Origin of the sequence: Acinetobacter gyllenbergii CIP 110306 = MTCC 11365 (genome assembly GCF_000413855.1) — a bacterium.
In the GTDB taxonomy this organism is placed as follows: domain Bacteria; phylum Pseudomonadota; class Gammaproteobacteria; order Pseudomonadales; family Moraxellaceae; genus Acinetobacter; species Acinetobacter gyllenbergii.
This window is the reverse complement of sequence record NZ_ATGG01000001.1, coordinates 34991-60936: the sequence shown is the minus strand read 5'-3', so window position 1 is coordinate 60936 and position 25946 is coordinate 34991. Positions and strand designations below refer to the sequence as shown.

Below are 25946 nucleotides of genomic sequence, written 5' to 3'. Positions count from 1 at the left end.
TCAAGCTAGGTCGGCTATATTACTCTCAATTTCTTAAAAGTCAACAGGTAATTTAGATATTTAGCAAACTTATCAATCAACCCAAGAATCTAACCTTTCTAGCCAAATCCTTGTTTCTCAACAAGTTTTTATCTGCATCACCGCCGATGGATGTGCATTCTACAGTATTTCAGTTCAGGTGCAACCCCCTTTTTTATTATTTTCTTTTGCATGTTTCTTTTTTCTACAAAATCAGTGTTTTCGTTGTTTTTATCAGCTATTTACGTATAAAAAGCAGGCTCATGGCCTGCTTTTTATTATTTTCTTTTCGATTTAGTCAGTGAAAGTCACACGTGCAATGGCTTTTTTACCCGATTGAATGATTAAAGTGACATTCTCTTTTACAGAGTAGCTCATATCGACTACATTCCAGTCAACTTTAACTGCACCACGACCCACGGCGTCTTTTGCAGCGGCTGCATTCGGGTTTAAACCTGCTACACGAAGAATGGTTGCGATAAATAACTCACCACCAAACTCGCCACGAGAAATGGTCACTTCTGGTGTATCTTCTGGTACTTCGCCTTCTGTTACACGGTTACCTGCACTCTTATGTGCATTTTCAGCCGCTTCTGCATCATGGAAACGTTCAACTAACTCGAGTGCCAAGATACGTTTGATTTCTTGTGGGTTACGACCCGCAGCCATTTCATCCAACAAGACTTTAATTTCATCCAATGACTTAAAGCTCAGTAGATCAAAGTAACGTTCAATCAAGCTATCTGGCATCGACAAGATTTTTTGATACATCGCACCAGGGGTATCAAATACACCAATATAGTTGCCTAAAGATTTAGACATCTTATTGACGCCATCTAAACCTTCAAGAATCGGCACAGTAATACACACTTGTGATTCTTGACCGTAACGACCTTGTAGAGTACGACCCATTAACAAGTTAAAGGTCTGGTCTGTACCACCTAATTCGACATCTGCCTCAAGTGCAATCGAGTCATAGCCTTGTACCAATGGATACAAAAACTCATGAATTGCAATCGGTTGATGGTTGTTATAGCGCTTAGTAAAGTCATCACGCTCTAACATACGTGATACGGTTTGCTGGCTTGCCAATTGAATTAAATCAGCAGCTGTTCTTTGATTAAACCACTCTGAGTTAAAGCGTACTTTAGTTTTATTTGGATCTAGTATCTTAAAAACCTGTTCTTGATAGGTTTTTGCGTTGGCTTCAACTTGCTCACGAGACAACGGCGGACGTGTTGCGCTTTTCCCAGACGGGTCACCAATCATGGCCGTATAATCACCAATCAAGAAGGTGACTTCATGTCCCAAATCTTGGAAGGTTTTTAATTTATTAATTAGAACCGTATGTCCTAAGTGTAAATCAGGAGCCGTTGGGTCAAAGCCTGCTTTTACACGGAGTGGACGATTCTCTTTGAGTTTTTTCAATAAATCTTCTTCAGAGATAATCTCGTGCGTGCCTCGTTGAATGAGAGCAAGCTGTTCTTCGGCTGGCAAGAAATTTGACATCACAAAACCTAAACACATCAGTTATTCAATTTGTGCGATATACTAACATTTTTTCAGCATCTTGCAGGATAAGTTGTATATGAGCGCGATCTATATTGGTGTAATGACAGGCACGAGCATGGATGGTGTTGATATTGTTGCAACTTCATTCGATCCATTAACATTGCATGCCACGCTGACTGTGCCTTTTGAGCCTGAACTACGTGATGAGTTGATGGCATTGACACTCCCTGACGACAATGAAATTGATCGTATGGGTAAAGCTGATGTTGCTTTAGCGCAAATGATTGGGCATGGCATTAATCAACTGATTGAACAAAATAATTTAGACCGAAGCCAGATTAAAGCGATTGGTTCACATGGACAAACCATTCGCCATCGTCCTGAACATGGCTTTACCTTACAAATTGGTGACCCCAATATCATTACAGAAATCACGCAACTGCCTGTGGTCTCGGATTTCCGTCGTCGTGACATGGCCGCAGGTGGTCAAGGTGCACCTTTAGTGCCTGCTTTCCATCAAGCGCTGTTTCAACATGACAGCATTCACCGCGTGATTTTAAATTTAGGTGGCATTGCCAATGTCAGTATGCTGCCTGCAAACAACCTAGACGGCGTATATGGCTTTGATACTGGTCCTGCCAATATCTTGATGGATGCATGGTGCCATCGCCATACTGGACATCCTTATGATGAAAATGGCGATTGGGCAGCCTATGGTAATCCTATTCGTTCGTTATTGGATCGTCTACAGAATCATGAGTTTTTTGCCAAAGAACCCCCGAAGAGCACAGGCCGCGAAGACTTTAATTTAGAATGGCTAGATGAACAGCTCAGCGATTGGCGCAATGATCTTGAATATGATGAACTGGAAGATACCCCAGAAAATATTCAATCCACTTTGATGAAACTCACCACACGTGCCATTAAAAAAGCGATTTACCGTAGTAAAGAAACCATGCCGACGGGTGAAATCTATGTTTGTGGTGGGGGTGCCTATAACTCACATTTACTTGAGCAACTCCGTTGGCGCTTACGTAAACACAATTGGTCGGTACAAACCACAGATGCACTTGATTTAGCCCCAACATGGGTTGAAGCAACTGCTTTTGCGTGGTTGGCTATGCGCTTCGTACAACAACTGAGTGGTAATTTACCCGCGGTGACGGGTGCAGCTGGAGATCGCATTCTCGGCACCATCACCATGGTATAAAACAATAAAAAAGCTTCTCAATTGGAGAAGCTTTTTTTACATCAAAAATCGATTAAATCGAGAAAGATGATCCACAGCCACACGTTGTCGTCGCATTTGGGTTTTGGATCACAAAGCGTGAACCTTCAAGCCCTTCAAGATAGTCGACAACAGAACCCACGAGATACTGATAGCTGAGAGAGTCAACCAATACTTTCACATCGCCATTGCTGAACTCAGCATCATCTTCATTGACACTTTCTGCAAAGTTAAAGCCATAAGAGAAGCCTGAACAGCCACCACCCGTTACATAAACACGTAACATAAGGTCGTTATTGCCTTCACTTTCGCGTAGTTGGCGAACTTTGTTAGCAGCACTATCTGACAATTCTAGAGCTTGGGCGTTCATGATAGATATTCCTCAGACTTCAATACGTCTTTCATAAATAAAAGACCCGATATGTAGTATAGCATAACTCAATATCGGGTCTGTATTTGAAGTTTAAAGTGCCGTTAAAGACTTTTTATACGATTATTTGTAGTTCTCGTCTTGTAGGCCACATTCAAAATTCTTGGCATCTTCACGGCAACGGAATTGCCATAACAATTTCATCATACGCTTGTCATAAATTCCTTTTGCGGTCAGGTTGATACGCGCTTCACGCATCAACTTTTGATAGCCAGGCTTATCAGAAGTGGGCACTTCCATCCAATATTTTTGTGGAATGTCTGCTTTCATCTTCCCAAGAATGGTAAATGCACGTGGCAATTGTGCCTTCACCCACTCTCGAGATTTTTGACCAAAACCTGTCGGAAATTTCTCTGGATGAATAATTAAATTGCCTGTTACTTGCAGAATTGGATAATTGACAATTGCCCCTTTGGTTCCTAAGCCCTTATACAGTTCCAAAGGTTTAAAGGCCGCGGCTGGTGCACCAATAATATCCACCTGACCATTATTGAACTTGGCACCAAAGTTGGTGATATCAGAACTCACAGCTTGTGCGCCAACTTGTGAAGCCATAATTTTTTGGGCTTCATCATAATCTAGGACAGCGATTTTCTTACCTGCAGCCTTCGCCACCGTATTGATGTTACGGTCATTCACCAATAAATAGGCATCACCTACAGGAATGACCCCAACCACTTCATATTTACCATTCACCATCGCTTTAGCAAAGGTCGGGCTAGCTAAGCCCTGCATCACTTTAACGGCCAATTTAAGGTCGGTAATCGCCCCGATTGCATCCAATGAACCGGTAAACTGGTTAAACTGACGGCCACGCATCCCTGTGATACTGACCCCATCACATTTACCTGCCTTGAAATCTTCGGCAATAACAGCTTCGTTAGTTCCGACCTTCAGCTCAATATCAGCGCCCCACGTTTTTGCAGCGAGTTGATAATCCTTCATTAATGCATAAACATCGCCACTTTTGCCCACGATATCAAATACACAAATTGTTTGTTTTGCCTGAGTGCCCGCAGATACCGCAGCGATCCCAGTCGCAAGTAATAAAGTTTTAAACCATTGCATTTTATTTTTCCTTTGCATCTATGCTGATTGTTGTTGCATCCCATCCAAAATCAAAAGACTGGTGGTCTATCTTGAAATACGCTTTACCAATGAATCAATGTTTGAATACAGTCATGTTTAATCATCCTGATTGAAACATCTTTTTAAATCACCAATATTCCATTTGGTTTTTATATTTTTATATAATTACGATCTTTTTAAATCAAGACAATGGCTTAAATGACATCTACAAAAAAACAAAAAGCCTAGATCAATCTAGGCTTTAAGTCTTGATTATGGCAATTCTGGATTATTCACCCGGTAATGCACATTCAAAGTTTGCTTTGTCTACTGAACAACGCGCTTTCTTCAATACAGACATCATACCCGCATCGTAAATACCACGTTTAGTCAGATCCATACGACCATCACGTAATAATTTTTGATATTTCAAGTTGTCTTCAGCACTCAAGTTCATTTTATATTTGGCTGGAATTTCAGCTTCATAACGTTTGATCATTGAGAATGCTTTTGGAAGTTGTTTTACAAAGTAGTCACGAGATTTTTGACCAAAACCAGCAGGGAACTTCTCTGGACGAATCACAAGATCCGCAGTAACTTGTAACACTGGGAAGTTAAACATCGCACCATTTGAACCTAAGCCTTTGCTTAACTCTAATGGTTTGTAAGCATAAGCAGGCGCACCGACCATATCCACTTGACCGTTGTTAAATTTAGCAGCGAAGTTAGAGATATCAGAAAGTACCGCTTGTGCGCCTACGCGTTGTACCATGATTTTTTGTGCATCGTCATAACCCAATACGGCGAATTTTTTACCCGCTGCTTTTTCAATGGAGTTAATGCTCTTGTCGCGTACGAAAATGTAAGCAGCACCTAAAGGCGCGATACCCGCGATTTCATATTTATTACCACCCAAATTAGTGGTCATTTTTGCTGCATTACGTGCATCAAGTACATAGGTAATCGCACGCTGTGCAACTTCATTGCTTGGCGCACCACCCAATGAATCAACTGAACCCGCAAATTTGTTATAAGGACGAGCACGCATTGCTGTCATCGCAACAGCAGCACATTTACCCGCTTTAAAGTTATTGTCTGCAACCTGTTCATCCGTGATTGCAAGTAGGTTGACATCAGCGCCCCAGCCTTTCGCTGCGAGTGCCCAGTCTTGCATCATTTTGTATGATTCACCTGACTTTCCTAATAAGTCGAATACACACACATCAATTGCTGCTTGAGTAGAAGCAGATACACCAAAGATCGAAGTTGCTGCAAGAGCAAGTGCAATTTTTTTCATATTTTTCATCCTTTCACAAACTTTATGTTTGTCTCCTTGTTCGAAGCAAATATTAATCATGTTTTTTGAAAAAAAATAGAGCTTCTACTCTATTTTTATGACTAGATTGTTTATTTTTTACCCTCTTTTATCTATTTCTATTATTTTCTTAGGCAATTTTGTTATATCTGCCTCACTTTGTGTATAGATTTATATCTAGGCTACTGTTCTCCTTTTTTATTCACCACTCAAAGTACACTCAAAGTTAGTCCGTTCAACCGTACAACGGGCACGTTTCAGCACATTCATCATACTCGCATCGTACACACCTTGCTTGGTTAAATTCATGCGTCCATCGCGCAACATTTTTTGATAACGGGTTTTATCTTCATTGGTCAAAGTAATCTTTTTGGCATTCATTCCGGCCTCTAAACGCTGCACCATGGCAAAGTTACTTGGCAGTTTGTTGACGAACCACTGTCGAGATTGTGGACCAAAACCACTTGGGAATTGTGCAGGGCGAATAATCAGGTCACCGGTAATATTCACCACTGGGAAATTAAACAATGCCCCATTGACCAAGCCCTTACTGATCTCTAAAGGCTTATAGGCATAGGCAGGTGCTGCAATTACATCCACCTGACCGCTATTAAATTTTTTCACAAAATCAGAAATATCCGATGGTACCGCCACCAAATCGATACTTTCTACAATGGCCTTTTGCGCTTGGTCATAATGTAAATAAGCAAATTTTTTGCCTTTGGCTTTTTCAATGGTGTCGATCTTTTTGTCACGTACAAAAATATACGCCAGCCCGACTTGGATAATGCCTGCAACTTCAAATTTCTCGCCGTTCATCGTTGCAGTTAAACGATGCTGATTACGTTTATCCAGTACATACGTAATCGCCTTTTGCGCAATGGCATTGCTGGTGACTGCCCCGACCGCATCCACAGAGCCTGCAAATTTATTATATTTACGAGCACGCATCGAGGTCATATAGACGCCATCGCATTTGCCCGCATCGAAATCTTTTTCTGCTTTTTCTTCGTCTTGATAAGGAATCAGCTCAACATCGCCCTGCCATGTTTTAGAAGCCAGTTTCCATTCCTCAATCAGTTTATAAGACTCCCCCGCCTTACCCAATAAATCAAAAACGCAAATTTGTTGTTTTGCTTGTACAGGAGTGCTCATGACAAATAGCGCTGTAGCACTCAATGCCCAAAGTCCTTTTTTCATCTTGTTTTCCCTTACTTTGCTATTTTGCACAATTTTCCAGCAGTGCATATTCAATATAGTCAGATTTTGACCAAAAGAATAGCGCTTTTATATACATATGTCGGGTTTTCATCTGTTTTAACAGACTTGATCACGTTTTAATGTTTTAGGCCAATATCAACTCAAAAGGAGAATGTTGAGACATCCATCCTCTTATGTATTGGTTTATTCACCACCTAAAGTACATTCAAAATTGGTTCGGTCTACCGTACAGCGCGCGCGTTTCAGTACACTCATCATGCTGGCATCGTAAATACCACGCTTGGTCAATCCCATACGTGCTTCACGCAGGATTTGCTGATAACGAGTTTTATCCTCGTTACTGAGGTTGATTTTATATTTGGCAGGTAATTCTGCTTCAAGACGTTGGATCAGTGCGAAATTGGTATTCAGACGGCTCAGAAACCATGCCCGAGAGTTCTGTCCAAAATTGCTGGAGAATTTTTCAGGACGGATAATCAAGTCCATGGTCATATTCACCGCAGGGAAAGTAATAATCGCGCCCTCATTTCCCAATCCCTTTGACAATTCTAAAGGCTTATAGGCATAGGCAGGTGCCGCCATAATATCGGCCTGACCAGTATTAAACTTTTTGGCGATATCAGAGATATCCGCAAGTACGGCTTGTCCACCGAGGCTTTTCACTACGATCTTTTGAGCTTCGTCATAGCCCAGCACTGCAAATTTTTTGCCTTTGATTTGCTCAATGGTATTCATTTTCTTGTCTTTGACAAAAATATAGGCCAAGCCGATTTGCGAAATCCCTGCAACTTCATAATTTTCATTATCAACGCTACTGACCAAACGGCGTTGATTACGTTTGTCCAAAGCAAAACTAATCGCTTTCTGTGCAATTGCATAGCTGGGCACAGCGCCAATGGCATCAATCGAACCTGCAAATTTGTTATAACGACGCGCACGCATCGAGGTCATATAGACGCCATCACATTTGCCTTGTTCAAAGTCATTTTCAGCCAACGCTTCATTCTGATAGCTGATCAAAAAGGTATCACCACGCCATGCTTTAGCAGCCAAGGCCCATTCTTCCATAGCCTTATAGGCTTCTCCTGATCTCCCCAACAAATCAAAAACACAAATTTTGCTCGCTGCCTGTGTTTCTGTATAGGTCCCCAACACCAGCATTGCCCCCAATGCAAGAATTCCATTTTTCATCCTTAAATCCTATGCTACTACTTTTAGTCTTGTTGCTTATTTTTTCATATAATTTAAATAATAATCTGATTCGCATCACAAAAATAGAGCTTTTACTCTATTTTATCATTGATTGATCAGCTCAATTCGAACAACTTGATCTTAAATATAAAAATTTGCATTCATGGACGATCACCTTAAAATGCAGCTATCTATTCGCTATTTTGCATGCTCATGATCCAATTTGACCAAGTTTCATTACGCCGTGGTGGGCGAGTTCTGTTCCAAAAAGCATCGATGCAGCTTCATCCAGGCTGGAAAATTGGTCTTACTGGCGTGAATGGTGCAGGTAAATCGACCTTATTTGCTGCATTTCTAGGAGATTTGGTCGCAGATGAAGGTAATCTGACTCGCCCAGCGGTGTGGACTGTGGCCCACATGGCGCAAGAAATTAAGGCCTTGGACATACCAGCAATTGATTTTGTCCTGTCTGGAGATGAAGAGTATTGGGATATTCAAGAAAAATTAGCCCATCCAGACCAGTTGAGTAATGATGATTTAGCCCGATTGCATGGTCGTTTTGACGAGATTCACGGATATGCAGCACCTGCCAAAGCAGCGCAATTGATGGCAGGTCTCGGCTTTCTCGATCACCAATTAAAATTAAATGTCGCCAGCTTCTCGGGTGGGTGGCGCATGCGTTTGAACTTGGCGCGTACCCTCATGAGCCGTTCAGACCTGCTGTTATTGGATGAACCGACTAACCATTTGGACTTGGATGCGATCTTGTGGTTAGAAGACTGGCTCAAAGCCTATGAAGGCACCTTGGTCCTGATTTCACATGACCGAGATTTCCTCGATGCGATTACCGATCATATTCTTCATATCGAGAATCAAGAACTGACCTTATATACAGGCAATTATTCCACCTTTGAAACCACCCGCAGTGAACGTTTAGCCCAGCAACAACAAGCCTTTGAAAAGCAGCAAGAAACCCGTGCACACCTACAAAAGTTTATTGACCGCTTTAAAGCGAAGGCCACCAAAGCCCGCCAAGCACAAAGCCGAATTAAGCAATTGGAGCGTATGCAGCAGCTAGCACCCGCACATGTTGATACACCGTTTACCTTTAGCTTCCGTGAACCGACTAAAATGAGTTCACCGCTGCTCAGTCTAGATGCGGCTACAATTGGCTACGGCGATAAAATCATTGCTGAAAAAATTCGCCTGCAAATTACACCAAGTTCACGCATTGGCTTATTGGGAATGAATGGTGCGGGTAAATCAACCTTGATCAAGACCCTTGTCGGTGATTTACCACTACTTTCAGGTGAACGTAAGGCTTCTGAACTGCTCAATATTGGTTATTTTGCTCAGCATCAAATGGATGCCTTGGATGCCCATGCCAGTCCAATGTTGCAATTGGCCCGTATTGCCGATAAAAAAATCAGCGAAGCCGCTTTACGTGCCTTTTTAGGTGGTTTTGGCTTTAGTGGCGAACGGATGGATACGCCATGTGAGAGCTTCTCTGGCGGTGAGCGTGCCCGTTTGGCCTTAGCCCTGATTGTGTGGCAACGCCCCAATGTCTTGATTCTGGACGAACCAACCAACCATTTGGACTTGGATATGCGTCTGGCATTGACCATGGCGCTACAAGACTTTGATGGTGCGGTGGTGCTGGTTTCACATGAACGCCAATTGATTGCGAGTGTCTGTGATGACTTGTTATTAGTACATGCAGGTCAATGCACCGAGTTTGAGGGTGATTTACAAGACTATGCCAAATGGTTACGTGAAGCGCGCCAACAACAGATCAATGCACAAAATGCATCACAGCAACAAAGTGCAACTACTCAAGCCCCTGCCGCAAAAGTAGATAAAGAAGCGCAACGTAAAGAAGCAGCTCGTCGCCGTGAAATGACGCGGCCAATTCGTAAAAACATCGAAAAAGTCGAGGCTCAAATTGAAAAGGTTCAACCACGCTTAGCTGAGATTGAACATGCTTTAGCGGATAGCGCCCTATATGAGGCCGACCGTAAAAATGATTTGATCAAGCTGATGAATGAACAAAATGAGCTAAAAGCCAAGTTGGAACAGCATGAAGAACAACTTTTAGAACTAATGATGGAACTGGAAGAATTGGAAAGCTCATTTGCAGATTAAGCAGTTCGCAGATTCATACACATCTCTGATTGAGTGTGTATGAATCACAACATTTAAGGTCAGTGTTTTAAACAGAATCATCCCATTTATGGCCTTAAAAGATGTTTCGGATACTTAAAAACACTATGAATAGCATGAAAAATGTCATGAATTTGTCGGTAATTTAAGATAAGGTAAAAATTGGAATTTTCTCAGAAAATTGAGCTTTAGTCTCAGGCTCGATATACTCGACCCCCACTGTTGTAAATTTATAACTGACGAATGAATCCTGAGGGTTAAATTCATTTCACATTTTTTGTACTTTGATTTGGTGAGTACTCTATTTTGGATCATACAAACTGAATGAATTCTTTAGATTTTATTTTTAATTTTGAACATATTCTACCGGTCTTGGTTCAAGAGTACGGTTTATGGATTTATGCCATCCTTTTTCTGATTATTTTTTCAGAAACCGCCTTTGTTTTTATGTTCTTCCTACCTGGTGATAGTCTATTACTCACCGTAGGTGCATTATGTTCTGTGGTGGAAATCATGCACCTCGGCTACATGATTAGTCTGTTGTTCTTTGCTGCAGCGTTGGGCTATATGGTGAACTACCATATTGGCCGTCATTTTGGCGACCGTATTTTCAATATGAAATCACGCTTTATTAAGCAAGAATATCTACAAAAGACCAATGTGTTCTTTCTGAAACACGGCGGAAAAACCATTTTACTGGCTCGTTTTATTCCGTTTGCCCGTTCATTTGCGCCATTGGCAGCTGGTTCTAGTAATATGAACTATAGCCATTTTGTGATTTATAACATCTTAGGCGCATTGCTGTGGATTAGTGTATTGGTTACTGCTGGATACCTGTTCGGTCATGCACTGATTCAAGTAAGCGACTTTGTAGAAAGTTAATTTTAATAGCACACTATTTTCTTATTCAGCAGGAAAGCTCAGCTCTCCTGCTTTTTTTTAATCAATTTATTCCCTGCTAAGTTCCACGTGGAACGCAAAAAACAATCGTAAATAATAATGAAAATAATTATCAATAAAAATAAAATCACCTTATAAAAAATCTAATCATCAAGGGGATCCCATGCACTAAGCCGCATGGGAAAATCAGTTATGAAGCAAACCGTACCTTCAACCAAGAAAACCAACTCCCGCTGGTACCGTCTTAATTTATGGATTCATCGCTGGGTCAGCTTGGTGATTGTGATTCCCTTTGCGATTCTATCGATCACTGGGGTCATTCTGATCTTTCATGAAGAGATTGATCATGCGCTTGGTGTCGAGCCTACAGCGCTGCATTCTTCTTTAGCACAGCAACGACCTTTAGCCGATTCTATTGCGACTGCACAGCGCACCTACCCCAATGAGCAGATTATCAGTACAGGCTATGATCCTGAACACCATCCTGGTGTGCTGTTGATTGGGATGGCCAAGCCCGATCAAAGCTTCGAACAAGCACGTTGGCTGTTTACTGACATTGGAACGGCACGTTTGATTCAGCAACCAAATGAACGAGATACCTTAACGGGCTTTTTGCTGGAACTGCATGCCAACTGGTTTTTAGGCTTTATTGGACAACTGATTGGTGCACTGATCGCCTTTTTAGTGTTGTTATCCCTTATTTCTGGCTTGGTGGTCTATGCCCCGTACGTGAAAAAATTCCTGTTTGGCATTTTGCGTTTTAATAAGGGGCAACGGCTATTACAGCTCGATCTACATAACTTAATTGGTTCTGCTGTACTGGGCTGGGCGCTGGTGGTGACGATCACTGGGTTTTTACTGGGTTTTGGCACGGTTGCAATTGGGGTTTGGCAAATGACTGAACTGAAAGCACTGCAAGAAAAATATCAGCATGCCCGTGTGATTCATCCCCATTTAAGCATTGATCAAGTTTATGCCGCTGCACAAAAGGGTCAAACAGAATGGCATCCGACCAGTGTGTTCTACCCAAAAACTGAATATGCCACCCAAGGACATTATATGGTGCTGTTACAAGGCAATGAAGGGCTAAAAGAAAAGATGCTTAAAGTGGCCTTGGTCAATGCAGAAACAGGACAAGTGGATACTGTTGAGGAGTTACCGACTTATTTGAAAGCCATTTTACTGTCACAACCGCTGCATTTTGGCAATTACGGTGGGCTGCCATTAAAGATTCTATGGAGTTTATGCACCCTACTCACCCTATTTATTACCCTGAATGGCGCCTGGTTGTGGTGGGCAAAACGTCAACAAAAGAGCTTAAAAGGAGGCAACAACAATGCAACGATGGAATAAGCTCAGTACTTTATGGTTACTCGCACTCTGCAGTATTGGTGGGATTATTGGAATGCTGCTAATGGATGGTATGGCAGATGTTATTTTTCTAATGATTACCCTGCTGCCCCTGTTGCTTGCAGGATGGCGAGCTTATCTTTTACAGCGTGGTAAAAGATAAGCCAGCTTGATTGATATTGATGCTTAAACTAATTAAGCATCAATATCTGCATTTAAGGCATTTTCTTCAATGAAGGCACGACGTGGTTCTACGTCATCACCCATCAAGCATGAGAACATACGATCTGCTTCAATCGCATCATCAATGGTCACTTGCAACATATTACGGTTTTCAGGATCCATCGTAGTTTCCCAAAGTTGCTCAGCATTCATCTCACCCAAACCTTTATAGCGTTGGATCATCATGCCACGGCGCGAGTCTTGTAAAATATGCTGCCACACTTGATGGAAACTGCTGACTTGAATACGGCGATCACCTTTTTGTAGATAAGCCCCTTCTTCAAGCAACTTGAACCAGCTCTTCGAGTTTTTCAGCAAACGTGCATATTCAGCAGAATTTAACAAACCTGCATCTAATAAATACGAATGCGGCAAATTATGTACATATACGGTGACACGCGGCCAATAATGTGCCGACTTCTCACCTTGCGCATTTTCACGTTCAAACGCTTCCAATGTAATTTCTGGACGTAAGCTTGGTTGTAATTTTTCAATTGCAACACGTAATTGCTCTGCCCATGCTTCCACATAATCGCGTTCGTGATTGTGATCCGCTTTAAATGCATCCAACTCAAGTAGACCATCGAGCAAGCTTGCAGGATAACGTTGGGTTAAGCGTTGTAAGCTCTTCTGCGACACTTGATAATCAGCAATAACACTCGCTAGCGCGGTGCCATTAATTGCTGGTGCTTCAGCGCTGATATGTAATGCAAGTTCATCAATCGCATTTGAGATCAGGTAGGTCTCAAGTGCATCGTTATCTTTGATGTATTGCTCTTGCTTGCCTTTCTTTAACTTGTACAACGGTGGCTGCGCGATATAGATATAACCACGTTCAACCAACTCAGGCATTTGACGGAAGAAGAAGGTCAATAACAAGGTACGAATATGTGAACCATCCACGTCCGCATCGGTCATGATAATGATTTTGTGATAACGCAACTTGTCTGGGTTATATTCTTCACGTCCGATACCACAGCCCAAAGCGGTAATCAACGTACCCACTTCTTGGCTAGAAATCATCTTGTCAAAACGTGCACGTTCAACGTTCAGGATTTTACCCTTAAGTGGCAAAATCGCCTGCATCTTACGGTTACGACCTTGCTTGGCGCTACCGCCTGCAGAGTCACCCTCGACCAGATACAGTTCCGACAATGCTGGATCTTTTTCCTGACAGTCTGCCAACTTACCTGGTAAACCTGCAATATCCAAAGCACTCTTACGGCGGGTCATTTCACGAGCTTTACGTGCCGCATCACGCGCACGTGCTGCATCAATAATTTTACCTGCAATCGATTTTGCAGCCTGTGGGTTTTCAAGCAAATAAGCTGAAAACTCTTTGTTCATGGCTTGTTCAACAGCCGGTTTTACTTCACTCGACACCAGTTTTTCTTTGGTTTGTGAAGAGAATTTTGGATCAGGTACTTTCACTGAAATAATGGCGGTTAAACCTTCACGTGCATCATCGCCCGTCACAGCCACTTTTTCTTTTTTCAGTAAGCTTTCATTTTCCATGTAGCTGTTGAGGCCACGGGTTAATGCAGCTCGGAAACCTGCGAGGTGTGTACCACCATCTTTCTGTGGAATGTTGTTGGTAAAGCAACGGACATTCTCTTGATAGCTATCGTTCCACTGCAATGCGACTTCGACACCGATGCCATTATCCGCATCCATGGTGAAGTGGAAGATTTCATTTAGATGGGTTTTACCTTCGTTAATATATTTAACGAACTCAGATAAACCACCTTCATAATCGTAGACATGCTCGAGATTGACACGTTCGTCACGCAATACAATACGTACCCCTGCGTTCAGGAACGAAAGCTCTCTTAAACGACGCGCCAAAATATCGACACTAAAAATGGTTTGGCTAAAAGTCAGTTCACTTGGCCAGAAACGAACGGTTGTGCCCGATGTATCGGTTTCACCCACAACTTTTAACGGATATTGCGGATCGCCATGTGCGTATTCTTGCTCATGGATTTGGCCGGCACGGTGAATGGTCAAATGCAATTTTTTTGATAAAGCATTAACAACAGAAACACCTACACCGTGTAAACCACCCGACACTTTATAGCTGTTATCGTCGAACTTACCACCTGCGTGCAGAATGGTCAGAATCACCTCTGCCGCAGACACCCCTTCTTCAGGGTGAATATCGGTTGGAATACCACGGCCATTATCCGAGACGCTGACTGATTCATCTTCATGAATGGTCACCAAAATCTCGTCACAGTGGCCTGCTAAAGCTTCATCGATGGCATTATCCACCACCTCAAACACCATATGGTGCAAACCTGTACCGTCATCGGTGTCACCGATATACATGCCAGGGCGTTTACGAACCGCGTCTAATCCACGTAATACTTTAATACTAGAGGAATCATAAGCCTTTTCATTTGTTTGTTCTGTTTGAGAGACTGATTGAGACTCTGAACTCATGGTTACTCCCTAGTAAATATCTAATCTATCCAAAGATGAGGAAATAAAATTATGGCGCAGCAAGACTGACTTGGCCGTGAACAACATGGAATAATTGAAAGGGAATCGACAGATCATGTAAGTGTTTTAATACCGACGCATGGTCTAAGGTGGTCATAAAAACCTGACTTCCCAACTGACTCAGTCGCTCAATTAAACGTTGTTGTGCAGCTAAATCTAACTCTGCTGTCAGATCATCTAATAATACCACAGTTTCCTTGTTACTCGCATGCAGCATTGCAATTTGTGACAGTTTTAATGCCATGATTAACAACTTTTTTTGCCCGCGAGACAGCACATCATCGGCATTGCCAAATGGCGTTTTTAAGCGTAAATCCGCACGGTGTGGACCGTACTCGGTATAACGCCGATCAAGGTCTTTTTGATGCTGCTGAATCAAGTCCTGTAGCAAGCCCTGCTCGGTATGAAAGCCCGCACTGTATTCCAATTCAATCTGCAAATTCGGCAACAACTGCTGCAAATCTTCATGGAAAAACTGATTCCATTGTTCAACGATTCCAACCCGTTGTGAGTGCAAAATTTCACCATAATCACTGAGCATTTTGTTCCACGGCTCTAAATCAGCCAGACTGAGATTACGCCGTGTTTTGAGTAAACTATTGCGCTGTTTTAATGCTCGCGAATAATACTGCCAAGCAAAATAAAACTCAGGTTCCACGTGGAACATCAACCAATCCAGCAGTTGCCGTCTGGGCTTGGCGCCGTGATCAATAATATCGGTACTTTGTGGGTCGATATGCTGTAAAGGCAATAGTTTTGCCAGCTGACCTTGTGTGGCAATGGTATCACCATTCACTTTAATCAGTTGCTCGCCAGAAGCCAGTTTTTGCATGCCGATCCGTTCACTTGCCGATTGTGCGAACACAATCGCATCGTCCGCCTCGTATTGGATGTAATGTTTTGGAATATGGGTACGAAACGAGCGACCTGTAGCCAATAAATGGATGGATTCAAGTATTGAGGTTTTCCCAGAACCATTGGCCCCGTAAAAAATATTAAACGGTTGCAACTCATTGAGTGCAACCGCCTTTAAATTACGTACACGCTCGATATTTAAACGCGTAATTTGCATGATTTTAAACTCAAACCATCAACGACCTTAAACACGCATTGGCATGACAACATAAGTTTGATCTGGATGGGCTGGATCTTGAACAAGTACAGATTGATTGGCTTCGCTCATGCTCATTTTCACATCATCACCATCTAAAACGCTTAAAACATCAAGGATATACTGCGCATTAAATGACATTTCCAACGGTGCATCTTGATATTGAATTGCAATATCTTCAACCGCCTCATCTTGTTCAGGGTTATTGGCACGCAACTGTAATGAGTCTTGATTGAAATTCAAGAACACGCCACGAAGTTTTTCATTACTTAAAATTGCCACACGCTGTAATGATTGCTTAAACACATCATGTGCAATAAAGACATGCTTATCACCATTTTTTGGAATCACACGGCGATAATCTGGGAATTTTCCGTCAATCAATTTCGTGGTAAAACGAACGGTAATATCGCCCTGCTCTTTATCACGGCTTGGCGTATTGATGGTGACGTTCAATAATTCACGACCAATCAATAAGGTTAATTGTTCATCTTCAATACTGAGTAAACGCTGTAATTCACCGACCGCCTTACGTGGCACAATGGCCTGCATTGGTGCAGCTGCTGTTGATGAAGCTAACACTTCACATAAGGCTAAACGATGTCCATCGGTAGTGACTGTACGTAGTTGATTTTGATCAATTTCCAACAATGTACCAGTCAAATAAAAACGAACATCCTGAACCGCCATCGCGAAGGCGGTTTTTTCAAATAAACGCTTTAATTCGCGTTGGGTAACCTGGACTTGTGTCCCTTGGCTATTTTCGGTGGTCAATAATGGATAATCTTCTGCTGGAAGTGTACCCAAGACGAAACGGCTGTTGCCCGATTTTAAAATACAACGTTGATCTTCGGTAATTTGTAGATCAATTAAGGCTGCTGTAGGAAGAGATTTACAAATTTCGACCAGTTTTCGTGCAGGAACTGTGGTTTCACCCGCTTCCAAGCAAGCACCTTCTGCTAACGTAGTACTGGCAACCAATTCAACTTCCAAGTCAGAACCTGTAATGGTTAAAGCCTGTTGTGTGGTTTGAATTTTAACGTTTGAAAGAATATTCAAGGTATGACGGCGTTCAACAGCCCCCACCACATGGGATAAAACATTGACTAAACTTTCTTTAGCGATTTTCAAACGCACGATTTTATTCCTCTTACAACAGAAGCCGATATGAATGTTAGCAGTGTACTATGCTGCACTTAAAAATAGTTTGCAACTCTGAAAAATAGATTAACTTTGTAACAAGCGCAGTAAATTTTTATAGTCTTCATTAAAAATAGGGTCTTCTTCACGCAAGCTGACCACTTTTTCACAGGCATGCATCACGGTACTGTGGTCACGACCACCAAAGGCCATACCAATTTCAGGGAAACTGTCCCCAGTTAATTCACGCGCCAACCCCATAGCCAATTGACGTGGGCGTGCATAAATACGGGTACGTTTTGGCCCAATCAACTCTTTCAGTGGAATTCGGAAGTATTCACTCACCACCCGCTGGATGTTTTCCACGCTAATGGTACGCGCACGAATTGCTAAAACATCTTTTAAAGATTCCCGCACCACATCCAAATCAATCACGGTGCCTTTAAAACGTGAAATTGCGACGACTTTATTGAGTGCACCTTCAAGCTCACGTACGTTTGCAACCACTTGCTGGGCAATAAACAAAGCACAGTTTCGCGGTAAATCAACACCACTATTTTCCGCTTTTTTCAGCAAGATCTCGATTCGGGTTTCAATATCGGGCGGTTCTACCCCCACAGATAAACCCCATGAAAAGCGAGAAACTAAACGTGGATCAAGTTCAGTGAGTTCTTTGGGATAACGATCTGATGTTAAAATAATTTGTTTAGATTCATCCAGTAAGGCATTGAATGTATAAAAGAATTCAACAAGGCTTGCTTCTTTTCCTGCGAGTAAATGAATATCATCGACCAACAATAAATCTAAAGAACGACAGTTTTTCTTAAATTCTTCAACCTTACCTTTTTGCAATGAACTGACAAAGTCCTGTACAAAACTTTCCGAAGTCATATACATCACACGTGCATTTGGCTTGGCTTGTAACAGCGCATTGCCCACGGCCTGCATTAAATGGGTTTTACCCAAACCTGTTGGGCCATACAAAAATAAAGGGTTATGTTGCGAAGCACCTAACTGGGTTAACACCTTGCGACAGGTTTCAGCAGCCATTTGGTTAGAACGGCCTTCAACAAATAAAGAGAAGGTAAATAACGGATTGAGTTGTCTTTTCTTCGGTATTTTAGTGACATTTTGACTCGGTTGAACCAGATCAGATTCTTTTTTTACCTTTGTTGGAACAGCAACAGGAGCACTACTCAACGCTGCTGTTGTGGTTGCAGGTTGCTCATTAGAAGACAAAATCGTCCCAGGACGTGAATCAACCAGAATTTCAACCTGACGAACTCGACCTTCCGACAATTGTTCAGCAAGAATAGAAATCAGTTCTAAATGGTTATCTTGAATATAACGCGTCCAATAAGGGTTCGGTGCGTATAAACGCATCACACCATCAACCTCTTCAGCAACCAAAGGACGAATCCACATCGCAAAGACGTTATCAGATAGCTCTTGTCGCAAGCGAGTTAAGCAGTCTGTCCAGAGCATGTGCATCCCCTATATATCCATTTTTTAAATTCAAAAATAAAAAACCGTCACCCCTCATCTTTCAAAGGGGTCGCCATTCTAACCAAGTTATCCACATCTGTCAGGACAATTTATGGGACTTTTGCTGAAAAAGACAGCATTCGTTTATAAATTTAAATTCAAAACCACATGTGCATAACTTTTTGCACAAGCTGTGGATAGTTTTGAGCTCAAAGTTATCCACAAACTATAAAATTGATAAAAACATGCTTATCCACAGTATAACTTTATGTTTATTCATAAAAAAACATCACTTTCCACAGAAAATATCCACCCTAATAAGAATAAATTTAAATTTTAAAATTTGAATTTACTTATAGGGTTCACTCGAATTGTGGATAACTGAGCATATCGAAATTTAAATTCAAAATCCAAGAATTAAATTTAAATCAGATGGTGGAGTGTTGATAAGCTTGTTTGTAAGCTGTGAATATAGACGAATACTGATATTATTTAAATAGATAGCTTGTGTATATTTTTTGTTTTCAATAAAAGCATATAACTACGAGCAGCTTTATCGCTTCAAAACAGAACAAACAAAATGTAAAGTTTTTGATTTTCCATTGACAGCGTAAACATTGCACAATAAAATCGCGGACCTTTATAGAAAGATCATTTTGGAGTTTCGAAATGAAACGTACTTTCCAACCATCTGAATTAAAGCGTAAACGCGTTCATGGTTTCCGCGCTCGTATGGCTACTAAAGCAGGTCGTCAAGTTTTAGCTCGTCGTCGTGCAAAAGGTCGTCATAGCTTAACTGTTTAATACTGTTAAGCTGACCAGACTTGGGTGATGACACTTTACAGTTTCGGCACTGAATCTCGTATTCGTTGTGCCGCTGATTATAAAAGTGTATTTGATGGTGCGCTTTTTAAAGTGCATCAGCCCCATTTCCTTTTTTTAGCAAAATTAACCGAACAGCCGAAAAGCCGTTTGGGTATTGTCGTTGCTAAAAAAAAGGTGCGTCGTGCACATGAACGAAATCGAATAAAACGTCTTGCTCGGGAGAGCTTTCGTTTACATCAAGCGCAATTTAATGCTGATATCGATATTGTGGTGATGCCTAAAGTAGGTATAGAAGCAATCGCAAATCAAGAATTACATCAACAATTAGATTTTGCTTGGCAAAAATTACAACGCTTAGCAAAGAAGCATTCCAAAGTCGTTGTGACATCCCTCCAAAATTAGAGATCTCCAATGGTACGTTTACTGCATTGGTTGATAAGATGTTACCAAATCGCAATTAGTCCATTATTGGGTCCTCGTTGTCGCTATATTCCCACTTGTTCGCAATATGCAATCGAAGCGTTGCAGACACATGGCGCGGTCAAAGGTGTATGGCTATCGACTAAGCGAATTTGCCGTTGTCATCCTTGGGGTGGGTCAGGCTATGATCCAGTGCCTCGTAAAGCACTTCGTTTTATTTCGTTTCATCAAATAGATTCTCAAATGCATCACGTTGCTGTACCCTTTCGTGATCGTTTATTCAAGCAAAATCTCTCTAACCATTTGGGATTATAGATATGCAACAATGGGCCAGATTTGCAATTCTTGGAGCCATGTTTGTTACCGCATATTTGCTTATTTTGGCTTGGCAAAAAGATTATGGTCATGCTGCACCAGCACCGCAACAACAAGCGGCTGCTGTGACTGCACATGAAGTATCTGCAGATTTGCCAAATGCTCAAAATGCAACAGCGGCTTCAGACTTGCCACAAGCAAATGCGACTGCATCACAAGCTACAGAACATAATACATCTGTGAGCCAGCAACTGATTTCAGTACAAACTGATCTTTATCACCTGTGGATCAATCCAAAAGGTGGTGATATCGTCCGTATTGAATTGTTAAGCCATGATGAAAGCAAAGACAGCGATAAACCGTTTGTCATGCTGGAAAGTGATGCGAAACGTACTTACGTCGCTCAATCTGGTTTAATTGGTTTAAATGGACCAGATAGCAGCCGTGGCGGTCGTCCAATGTATGATGTTGAAAAAACAGCATATACCTTGGCAGATGCGAAAAGCGTTGCGTCGAAAGATGGTAAAACACATCAAGTGTTGACTGTGCCGTTGGTATTTAAAACACCTGAAGGTGTGGAAGTGATCAAATCGTTCACCTTCACGCAAGGCGATTACCCAATTACCGTTAAACATCAAGTTATTAACCGCAGTCAGCAAAACTGGCAAGGTCAAATGTTTGGTCAGTTAAAGCGTGATAATTCGGATGATCCTGGTAAGTCTTCACAAGGTATTTTCACCTTGGGTACTTATCTTGGCGGCGCTTGGGGTACACCAGATGCGCATTATAACAAGTTAAAATTCGCTAACTTTAATGACGAAAAATTAAATGTTGAAGCCAAAGGCGGCTGGGTTGCCATGGTTCAGCATTATTTTGTGAGCGCATGGATTCCTGGGAACTTAAAACTCACTCAGGCCGATGGTCAGCCATATAATGCAAAATTAGAGTCACGTCAGTCTACGGACGGCATGAATATCATGGGCTTCACCTCTCCAGTGATTAATGTACCTGCAGGTACCTCAATGGAAGTGGATGCTAAGCTTTATTCTGGTCCGAAAGTTCAGTCTGAGCTGAAAGACTTGGCTGATGGTTTAAACCAAACTGTAGATTATGGTTGGTTATGGCCAATTGCGAAATTATTGTTCTTGGGCTTGCAATTCTTCCATAACATTATTGGGAACTGGGGCTGGTCAATTATCTTATTGACGATCTTGGTGAAGTTGATTTTATGGCCACTTTCTTCAAAAAGTTATCGTTCGATGGCGAAAATGCGTGTGATTGCACCCGAAATGCAACGCATGAAAGAAGAATTTGGTGAAGACCGCATGCGTTTCTCGCAAGAAATGATGGCGTTATACAAGCGTGAACAAGTCAACCCATTGTCTGGTTGCTTGCCATTGCTATTACAAATGCCGATTTTCTTAGCCTTGTATTGGGTATTGATGGAATCTGTTGAGCTGCGCCATGCACCATGGTTAGGCTGGATTCAAGATTTATCAGCAATGGATCCATGGTTTATCTTGCCGTTGATCATGGGTGTGACCATGTTCGTTCAGCAAATGTTGAACCCACAACCGACTGATCCAATGCAGGCCAAAGTGTTCCGTATCATGCCAATCATGTTTACGGTATTCATGTTGTTCTTCCCTGCGGGCTTAGTCCTTTACTGGATCGTCAACAACAGTATTACCATTTTACAACAATGGTTTATTAACAAAGGTGTCGAAAAAGACCGTCTCAACAAGGTTGAGCCGAGCGCTTAAGTTCGAACTTTTACTGAATAAATCCGCTTAAGATGGTAATCTTAGGCGGATTTTTCTTTGTCTGTATTTAGGGTTTGAACCCAACAACCCTTGCTTTTTTTAGGTGAATTTAACATGCAACATCAAACCACAATTGCTGCGATTGCTACTCCATTAGGTCGTGGTGGTGTGGGGGTGATTCGACTCTCTGGACCGAAAGCTTATGTGATTGCAGAGCAACTGACTCAGAAAAAGCTCCCTGCGGCACGCATGGCTGGTTTTCGTCAGTTTTGTGATGCCGATGGCTCGGTAATGGACGAAGGCATTGTATTGTGTTTTCCAAACCCACATTCCTTTACCGGGGAAGATGTGGTGGAATTACAAGGTCATGGTGGTCCTGTCATTCAAAATGCCCTGTTAGCACGTTTACTCGATTTGGGGGCGACAGCCGCAAAAGCGGGTGAATTTTCCATGCGTGCCTTTGAAAATGGCAAGATGGACTTGGTACAAGCCGAAGCGATTGCCGATTTGATTGATGCCACTTCACAGGCGGCAGCACGTTCAGCAGTACGCTCTTTACAAGGTGCATTTTCAACTAAAATTAATATGGTTTTAGAGCAACTGATTCACTTACGGTTGCATGTTGAAGCTGCGATTGATTTCCCCGAAGAAGAAATTGATTTCCTGGCCGATGGTAAGATTTTGGCCTTGCTGGATGGTGTACAGGACTCGGTTCAAGCGGTACAGCAGTCTGCACGCCAAGGCCAATTGCTACGTGAAGGTTTACAGGTGGTGATTGCAGGTAAGCCCAATGCGGGTAAATCGAGCCTGTTAAACGCACTCGCTGGTCATGAACGTGCCATTGTGACCGATATTGCAGGGACTACCCGTGATGTGCTGCATGAAAAGATTAGTTTAAATGGCTTGCCGATGACTTTAACCGATACTGCAGGCTTACGTGAAACGGGCGATATCGTCGAGCAGGAAGGGATTCGTCGTGCGATCAAGGAAATTGAACAGGCTGATTTATTGCTGTTGGTGTATGACTTGAATCAAGGCGATGAACCTTTACAGCTGGCACATGAATATTTTGCTGATCATCTGGAGCCAAAGCGTTTATTGTTGATTGGGAATAAATGCGATTTAACTGGACAACAGGCGGAAATGACCGATTATCAGGGCTTCCGTCATATTAGTGTCTCAGCCAAACAGGATATGGGGGTTCAGGCGCTCATAGATGCGATTACAGCGCATGCGGGCTTCCAACCTGAGGAAGACACCTTTATCGCCCGAACACGTCATTTAGACGCAATGAAGCGCACTCAGCGCTATTTGTCTGAGGCACGTGAGCAGTTGGTGGTGTTTAATGCTGGTGAACTGGTAGCTGAGTCATTGCGTTTGGCGCAAAATGCATTGGGTGAAATCACTGGTGATTTCAGTGCCGATGATTTGCTCGGCAAGATTTTTGGTTCGTTCTGTATTGGGAAGTAATCAAGTATTTAAGCCATTTTAACAATCATAAAACAAGATAAAAGTACTAATTTATAATGAATTCGTACTTTTTATTCTAAAATATACTGATAATAAAATTTAGTGTAATTATTATACTTTTATTGCTGATTTTTCTTATTACAAAATTTCTGATGAGTTAAAAATGATTGCTTATAAAGTGATTTTTGGGCCAATTACAAAAACAAATCGAGAACAAGCCGAATGGTTGGTTGAGGATTATCTTTCGGCTTTATTACATAATGGTCAAGTCTGCGGTGAGTACTATTTGATCGTACATCAAGGCCTGTTGTGTACCTATATCAATCTGCAAGGTCTTGATGCAAATTTAAAAGAATATCATTGCAAATATGGTATTGAACGATTGAAACGCATTACTGAGTTGTTTGATTGTGAACCATTATGGGAATGTATTGATGATGATGTTCCTGAAAAAAATATCCATTGGCAAAACGCTACTTTCCTTTACCTGTATACCCATATGAATGATTGGCAGTCACCTGTGTGTCGAGGGGATAATGGTCATCCAATACCTATTTTTCTTCTTTCAGGAGAGCATCAGCAACGAGAAGAAATATTTTTTTGGCAACAAGAATATAAGACCTATGATCAAGCTTGGATACATAGTAGCGCTTTGGAAAAAATAGCTTATAAACAATTGGCAACTCCAGATAGTGAGTTAGCAAAAACAGGTCAAAAAATCTGTAAATATATTGAAGATGTTACAGATATACCTACGTACTATTACGTTATGCGTTATTGGGGACGTAAAAAGAATGAAGATGCCCGGCTGTGCCCAGCTTGTGGTCAAAAATGGAGTATAGACACAGACGCAGAAGTGAATGTTTTTTATAATTTTACCTTTAAATGTGATCCATGTCGTTTAGTCTCACATCTTGCCGTCTCTTACGAAGATGAGCGACATGCAATTATTGGTGAATGGCGACCATCTAAAAACTAATTACAAATCATTTAAATAAAAGGCTTGGATTGTGCTGATCCAAGCCATTTTTATCACTTATCTTCAGTTTGTTGCTCTTCTTCAGGCTTTTGTTCTTGTACCACATTTAACGCGGTCATCATGGCGGCCGGTGCGCCTTCTTGGCGAGTACTTTTTAGCTTGATCTGCAAACGCAATTCATTGACTGAATCGGCATTGCGTAAGGCTTCATCATAGCTAATCGCGCCTTCGTTATACAGCTCAAATAAGGCTTGGTCGAAGGTTTGCATACCCAACTCACGCGATTTGCTCATAATCTCTTTCAGTGCGTGGAACTGCCCTTTGAGAATATTGTCTGCAATTAATGGGGTATTCAACAAAATTTCAATTGCAGCACGACGACCTTTGCCATCTTGGGTACGTACCAAGCGTTGCGAAATAATCCCTTTCATATTGGATGAAAGATCCATCAGTAATTGATTGCGACGCTCTTCTGGGAAAAAGTTAATAATTCGGTCCAGTGCTTGGTTGGCATTGTTAGCGTGTAATGTACCTAGACACAAATGCCCAGTTTCCGCAAAGGCAATTGCATGTTCCATGGTTTCTGTGTCACGGATTTCGCCAATCAGAATCACATCGGGTGCCTGACGTAGCGTGTTTTTCAAGGCATGCTGCCATGAATGACAATCAACCCCCACCTCACGATGGGTAATCATTGATTTTTTATGTTTATGCACGTATTCCACTGGGTCTTCAACGGTAATGATATGCCCCGCTGAGTTTTCATTGCGATGGTCAATCATGGCAGCCAAAGAGGTTGATTTTCCTGAACCTGTACCCCCAACAACCAGCACCAAACCACGTTTTTCCATAATCACATTTTTCAGAGATTCTGGTAATTTTAGTTTCTGAAAGGTTGGAATTTCTGAGGTAATGGTACGAATCACCATACCGATTTGTAGCTGTTGTTTAAACACGTTGACACGGAAACGGGAAACATTGGGCACATTGATGGCAAAATTACATTCCCATTCTGTTTCAAACTCTTGGCGTTGTTTTTCATTCATCAAACTATAGGCAAACAGCTTGGTTTTATCTGCGGTGAGTGCTTGTTGCCCCAATGGACGCATCAGCCCTTGCAATTTAATGCTTGGTGGAAAATCAGCAGTGATAAATAAATCAGACCCTCCATATTCCACCACTTTGCTGAGCATGTGAAACATAAAGGTTTTGGCTTCTTCTAATAGTTCCGCGTTATACATTGAGCTACCTAAATTTTTTAGAATGAAGCGAAGTTCATTGCTGTAATACGATGACAATCATCCCGATAGGGGAACATTTT

The 25946-nt window shown here is 41.8% G+C and carries 22 protein-coding genes; 11 read left to right on the top strand and 11 right to left on the bottom strand.

Annotated features, from left to right (window positions below; all coding sequences use genetic code 11):
- Window positions 1-312: 312 nt before the first annotated feature.
- Complete coding sequence (gene tyrS / locus F957_RS20185) at window positions 313-1545, bottom strand: tyrosine--tRNA ligase (protein ID WP_016543200.1); 1233 nt, start codon at window positions 1543-1545, stop codon at window positions 313-315.
- A 61-nt stretch (window positions 1546-1606) separates the two neighbouring features.
- Here tyrS and F957_RS20190 point away from each other — a divergent pair, with 61 nt between their 5' ends.
- A complete protein-coding gene (locus F957_RS20190; protein WP_016543201.1) occupies window positions 1607-2740 on the top strand; it encodes an anhydro-N-acetylmuramic acid kinase in 1134 nt (377 codons plus the stop codon).
- Between the two features lie 52 nt (window positions 2741-2792).
- Here F957_RS20190 and erpA read toward each other — a convergent pair whose 3' ends face one another.
- From erpA to F957_RS20215, 5 genes are all read right to left on the bottom strand, one after another.
- Window positions 2793-3128 (bottom strand): iron-sulfur cluster insertion protein ErpA, encoded by a 336-nt coding sequence (gene erpA / locus F957_RS20195; RefSeq protein WP_016660072.1) that lies wholly within the window; start codon window positions 3126-3128, stop codon window positions 2793-2795.
- A gap of 123 nt (window positions 3129-3251) precedes the next feature.
- Window positions 3252-4256, bottom strand: a complete 1005-nt coding sequence (locus tag F957_RS20200) for a putative solute-binding protein (protein WP_016543203.1) — start codon at window positions 4254-4256, stop codon at window positions 3252-3254.
- A 289-nt stretch (window positions 4257-4545) separates the two neighbouring features.
- Window positions 4546-5553, bottom strand: a complete 1008-nt coding sequence (locus F957_RS20205; protein WP_016543205.1) for a putative solute-binding protein — start codon at window positions 5551-5553, stop codon at window positions 4546-4548.
- Between the two features lie 216 nt (window positions 5554-5769).
- Window positions 5770-6771 (bottom strand): putative solute-binding protein, encoded by a 1002-nt coding sequence (locus F957_RS20210; protein ID WP_004803362.1) that lies wholly within the window; start codon window positions 6769-6771, stop codon window positions 5770-5772.
- Window positions 6772-6975: 204 nt separating this feature from the next.
- Complete coding sequence (locus tag F957_RS20215; protein ID WP_016543206.1) at window positions 6976-7983, bottom strand: putative solute-binding protein; 1008 nt, start codon at window positions 7981-7983, stop codon at window positions 6976-6978.
- 213 nt (window positions 7984-8196) lie between these two features.
- On the opposite strand from F957_RS20215, the gene F957_RS20220 reads away from it, so the two are divergent.
- The 4 genes from F957_RS20220 (at window position 8197) to F957_RS21565 (ending at window position 12556) form a co-directional block, all read left to right on the top strand.
- Window positions 8197-10125, top strand: a complete 1929-nt coding sequence (locus F957_RS20220) for an ATP-binding cassette domain-containing protein (protein WP_016543207.1) — start codon at window positions 8197-8199, stop codon at window positions 10123-10125.
- A 342-nt stretch (window positions 10126-10467) separates the two neighbouring features.
- A complete protein-coding gene (locus F957_RS20225) occupies window positions 10468-11025 on the top strand; it encodes a VTT domain-containing protein (RefSeq protein WP_016543208.1) in 558 nt (185 codons plus the stop codon).
- Window positions 11026-11235: 210 nt separating this feature from the next.
- On the top strand, window positions 11236-12396 hold the full coding sequence (locus tag F957_RS20230; RefSeq protein ID WP_016543209.1) for a PepSY-associated TM helix domain-containing protein: 1161 nt from the start codon (window positions 11236-11238) through the stop codon (window positions 12394-12396).
- On the top strand, window positions 12380-12556 hold the full coding sequence (locus F957_RS21565; protein WP_016543210.1) for a hypothetical protein: 177 nt from the start codon (window positions 12380-12382) through the stop codon (window positions 12554-12556). The genes F957_RS20230 and F957_RS21565 overlap by 17 nt, the downstream gene beginning before the upstream one ends.
- A gap of 32 nt (window positions 12557-12588) precedes the next feature.
- On the opposite strand, the gene gyrB is transcribed toward F957_RS21565, so the two are convergent.
- The 4 genes from gyrB to dnaA form a co-directional block, all read right to left on the bottom strand.
- Window positions 12589-15057, bottom strand: a complete 2469-nt coding sequence (gene gyrB / locus F957_RS20235; RefSeq protein ID WP_005277650.1) for a DNA topoisomerase (ATP-hydrolyzing) subunit B — start codon at window positions 15055-15057, stop codon at window positions 12589-12591.
- A 49-nt stretch (window positions 15058-15106) separates the two neighbouring features.
- Window positions 15107-16189, bottom strand: a complete 1083-nt coding sequence (gene recF / locus F957_RS20240) for a DNA replication/repair protein RecF (protein ID WP_016543211.1) — start codon at window positions 16187-16189, stop codon at window positions 15107-15109.
- A 27-nt stretch (window positions 16190-16216) separates the two neighbouring features.
- Window positions 16217-17365: a DNA polymerase III subunit beta gene (gene dnaN, locus F957_RS20245; protein ID WP_016543212.1), complete on the bottom strand. Its 1149-nt coding sequence runs from the start codon at window positions 17363-17365 to the stop codon at window positions 16217-16219.
- A gap of 90 nt (window positions 17366-17455) precedes the next feature.
- Entirely contained in the window at window positions 17456-18853 is a 1398-nt protein-coding gene (gene dnaA, locus F957_RS20250; protein ID WP_004803339.1) for a chromosomal replication initiator protein DnaA, read from the bottom strand.
- 669 nt (window positions 18854-19522) lie between these two features.
- On the opposite strand from dnaA, the gene rpmH reads away from it, so the two are divergent.
- From rpmH to F957_RS20280, 6 genes are all read left to right on the top strand, one after another.
- Window positions 19523-19657 (top strand): 50S ribosomal protein L34, encoded by a 135-nt coding sequence (gene rpmH / locus F957_RS20255; protein WP_000831329.1) that lies wholly within the window; start codon window positions 19523-19525, stop codon window positions 19655-19657.
- Window positions 19658-19684: 27 nt separating this feature from the next.
- Window positions 19685-20080: a ribonuclease P protein component gene (rnpA, locus tag F957_RS20260; protein WP_004656857.1), complete on the top strand. Its 396-nt coding sequence runs from the start codon at window positions 19685-19687 to the stop codon at window positions 20078-20080.
- Window positions 20081-20089: 9 nt separating this feature from the next.
- On the top strand, window positions 20090-20413 hold the full coding sequence (gene yidD / locus F957_RS20265) for a membrane protein insertion efficiency factor YidD (protein ID WP_004803336.1): 324 nt from the start codon (window positions 20090-20092) through the stop codon (window positions 20411-20413).
- A 2-nt stretch (window positions 20414-20415) separates the two neighbouring features.
- Complete coding sequence (gene yidC / locus F957_RS20270; protein ID WP_016543214.1) at window positions 20416-22176, top strand: membrane protein insertase YidC; 1761 nt, start codon at window positions 20416-20418, stop codon at window positions 22174-22176.
- A gap of 114 nt (window positions 22177-22290) precedes the next feature.
- Entirely contained in the window at window positions 22291-23646 is a 1356-nt protein-coding gene (gene mnmE / locus F957_RS20275) for a tRNA uridine-5-carboxymethylaminomethyl(34) synthesis GTPase MnmE (RefSeq protein ID WP_016543215.1), read from the top strand.
- A gap of 163 nt (window positions 23647-23809) precedes the next feature.
- Window positions 23810-24625 carry a DUF2310 family Zn-ribbon-containing protein gene (locus F957_RS20280; protein ID WP_016543216.1) on the top strand — a complete coding sequence of 272 codons (816 nt, stop codon included), beginning with the start codon at window positions 23810-23812 and terminating at the stop codon, window positions 24623-24625.
- 53 nt (window positions 24626-24678) lie between these two features.
- Here the strand turns inward: F957_RS20280 and F957_RS20285 are convergent, their stop codons facing one another.
- Complete coding sequence (locus tag F957_RS20285; protein WP_016543217.1) at window positions 24679-25866, bottom strand: PilT/PilU family type 4a pilus ATPase; 1188 nt, start codon at window positions 25864-25866, stop codon at window positions 24679-24681.
- Window positions 25867-25946 lie beyond the last annotated feature (80 nt).

What these genes read in the sequence shown, in the direction of transcription:
- F957_RS20190 (WP_016543201.1), top strand. Translation starts at nt 1,607, where the DNA reads ATGAGCGCGATCTATATTGGTGTAATGACAGGCACGAGCATGGATGGT.
- F957_RS20215 (WP_016543206.1), bottom strand. Translation starts at nt 7,983, where the DNA reads ATGAAAAATGGAATTCTTGCATTGGGGGCAATGCTGGTGTTGGGGACC.
- gyrB (WP_005277650.1), bottom strand. Translation starts at nt 15,057, where the DNA reads ATGAGTTCAGAGTCTCAATCAGTCTCTCAAACAGAACAAACAAATGAA.
- rpmH (WP_000831329.1), top strand. Translation starts at nt 19,523, where the DNA reads ATGAAACGTACTTTCCAACCATCTGAATTAAAGCGTAAACGCGTTCAT.
- F957_RS20225 (WP_016543208.1), top strand. Translation starts at nt 10,468, where the DNA reads ATGAATTCTTTAGATTTTATTTTTAATTTTGAACATATTCTACCGGTC.
- erpA (WP_016660072.1), bottom strand. Translation starts at nt 3,128, where the DNA reads ATGAACGCCCAAGCTCTAGAATTGTCAGATAGTGCTGCTAACAAAGTT.
- F957_RS21565 (WP_016543210.1), top strand. Translation starts at nt 12,380, where the DNA reads ATGCAACGATGGAATAAGCTCAGTACTTTATGGTTACTCGCACTCTGC.
- F957_RS20210 (WP_004803362.1), bottom strand. Translation starts at nt 6,771, where the DNA reads ATGAAAAAAGGACTTTGGGCATTGAGTGCTACAGCGCTATTTGTCATG.
- F957_RS20220 (WP_016543207.1), top strand. Translation starts at nt 8,197, where the DNA reads ATGATCCAATTTGACCAAGTTTCATTACGCCGTGGTGGGCGAGTTCTG.
- F957_RS20280 (WP_016543216.1), top strand. Translation starts at nt 23,810, where the DNA reads ATGATTGCTTATAAAGTGATTTTTGGGCCAATTACAAAAACAAATCGA.
- rnpA (WP_004656857.1), top strand. Translation starts at nt 19,685, where the DNA reads ATGACACTTTACAGTTTCGGCACTGAATCTCGTATTCGTTGTGCCGCT.
- yidC (WP_016543214.1), top strand. Translation starts at nt 20,416, where the DNA reads ATGCAACAATGGGCCAGATTTGCAATTCTTGGAGCCATGTTTGTTACC.
- F957_RS20285 (WP_016543217.1), bottom strand. Translation starts at nt 25,866, where the DNA reads ATGTATAACGCGGAACTATTAGAAGAAGCCAAAACCTTTATGTTTCAC.
- recF (WP_016543211.1), bottom strand. Translation starts at nt 16,189, where the DNA reads ATGCAAATTACGCGTTTAAATATCGAGCGTGTACGTAATTTAAAGGCG.
- F957_RS20230 (WP_016543209.1), top strand. Translation starts at nt 11,236, where the DNA reads ATGAAGCAAACCGTACCTTCAACCAAGAAAACCAACTCCCGCTGGTAC.
- tyrS (WP_016543200.1), bottom strand. Translation starts at nt 1,545, where the DNA reads ATGTGTTTAGGTTTTGTGATGTCAAATTTCTTGCCAGCCGAAGAACAG.
- yidD (WP_004803336.1), top strand. Translation starts at nt 20,090, where the DNA reads ATGGTACGTTTACTGCATTGGTTGATAAGATGTTACCAAATCGCAATT.
- mnmE (WP_016543215.1), top strand. Translation starts at nt 22,291, where the DNA reads ATGCAACATCAAACCACAATTGCTGCGATTGCTACTCCATTAGGTCGT.
- F957_RS20205 (WP_016543205.1), bottom strand. Translation starts at nt 5,553, where the DNA reads ATGAAAAAAATTGCACTTGCTCTTGCAGCAACTTCGATCTTTGGTGTA.
- F957_RS20200 (WP_016543203.1), bottom strand. Translation starts at nt 4,256, where the DNA reads ATGCAATGGTTTAAAACTTTATTACTTGCGACTGGGATCGCTGCGGTA.
- dnaA (WP_004803339.1), bottom strand. Translation starts at nt 18,853, where the DNA reads ATGCTCTGGACAGACTGCTTAACTCGCTTGCGACAAGAGCTATCTGAT.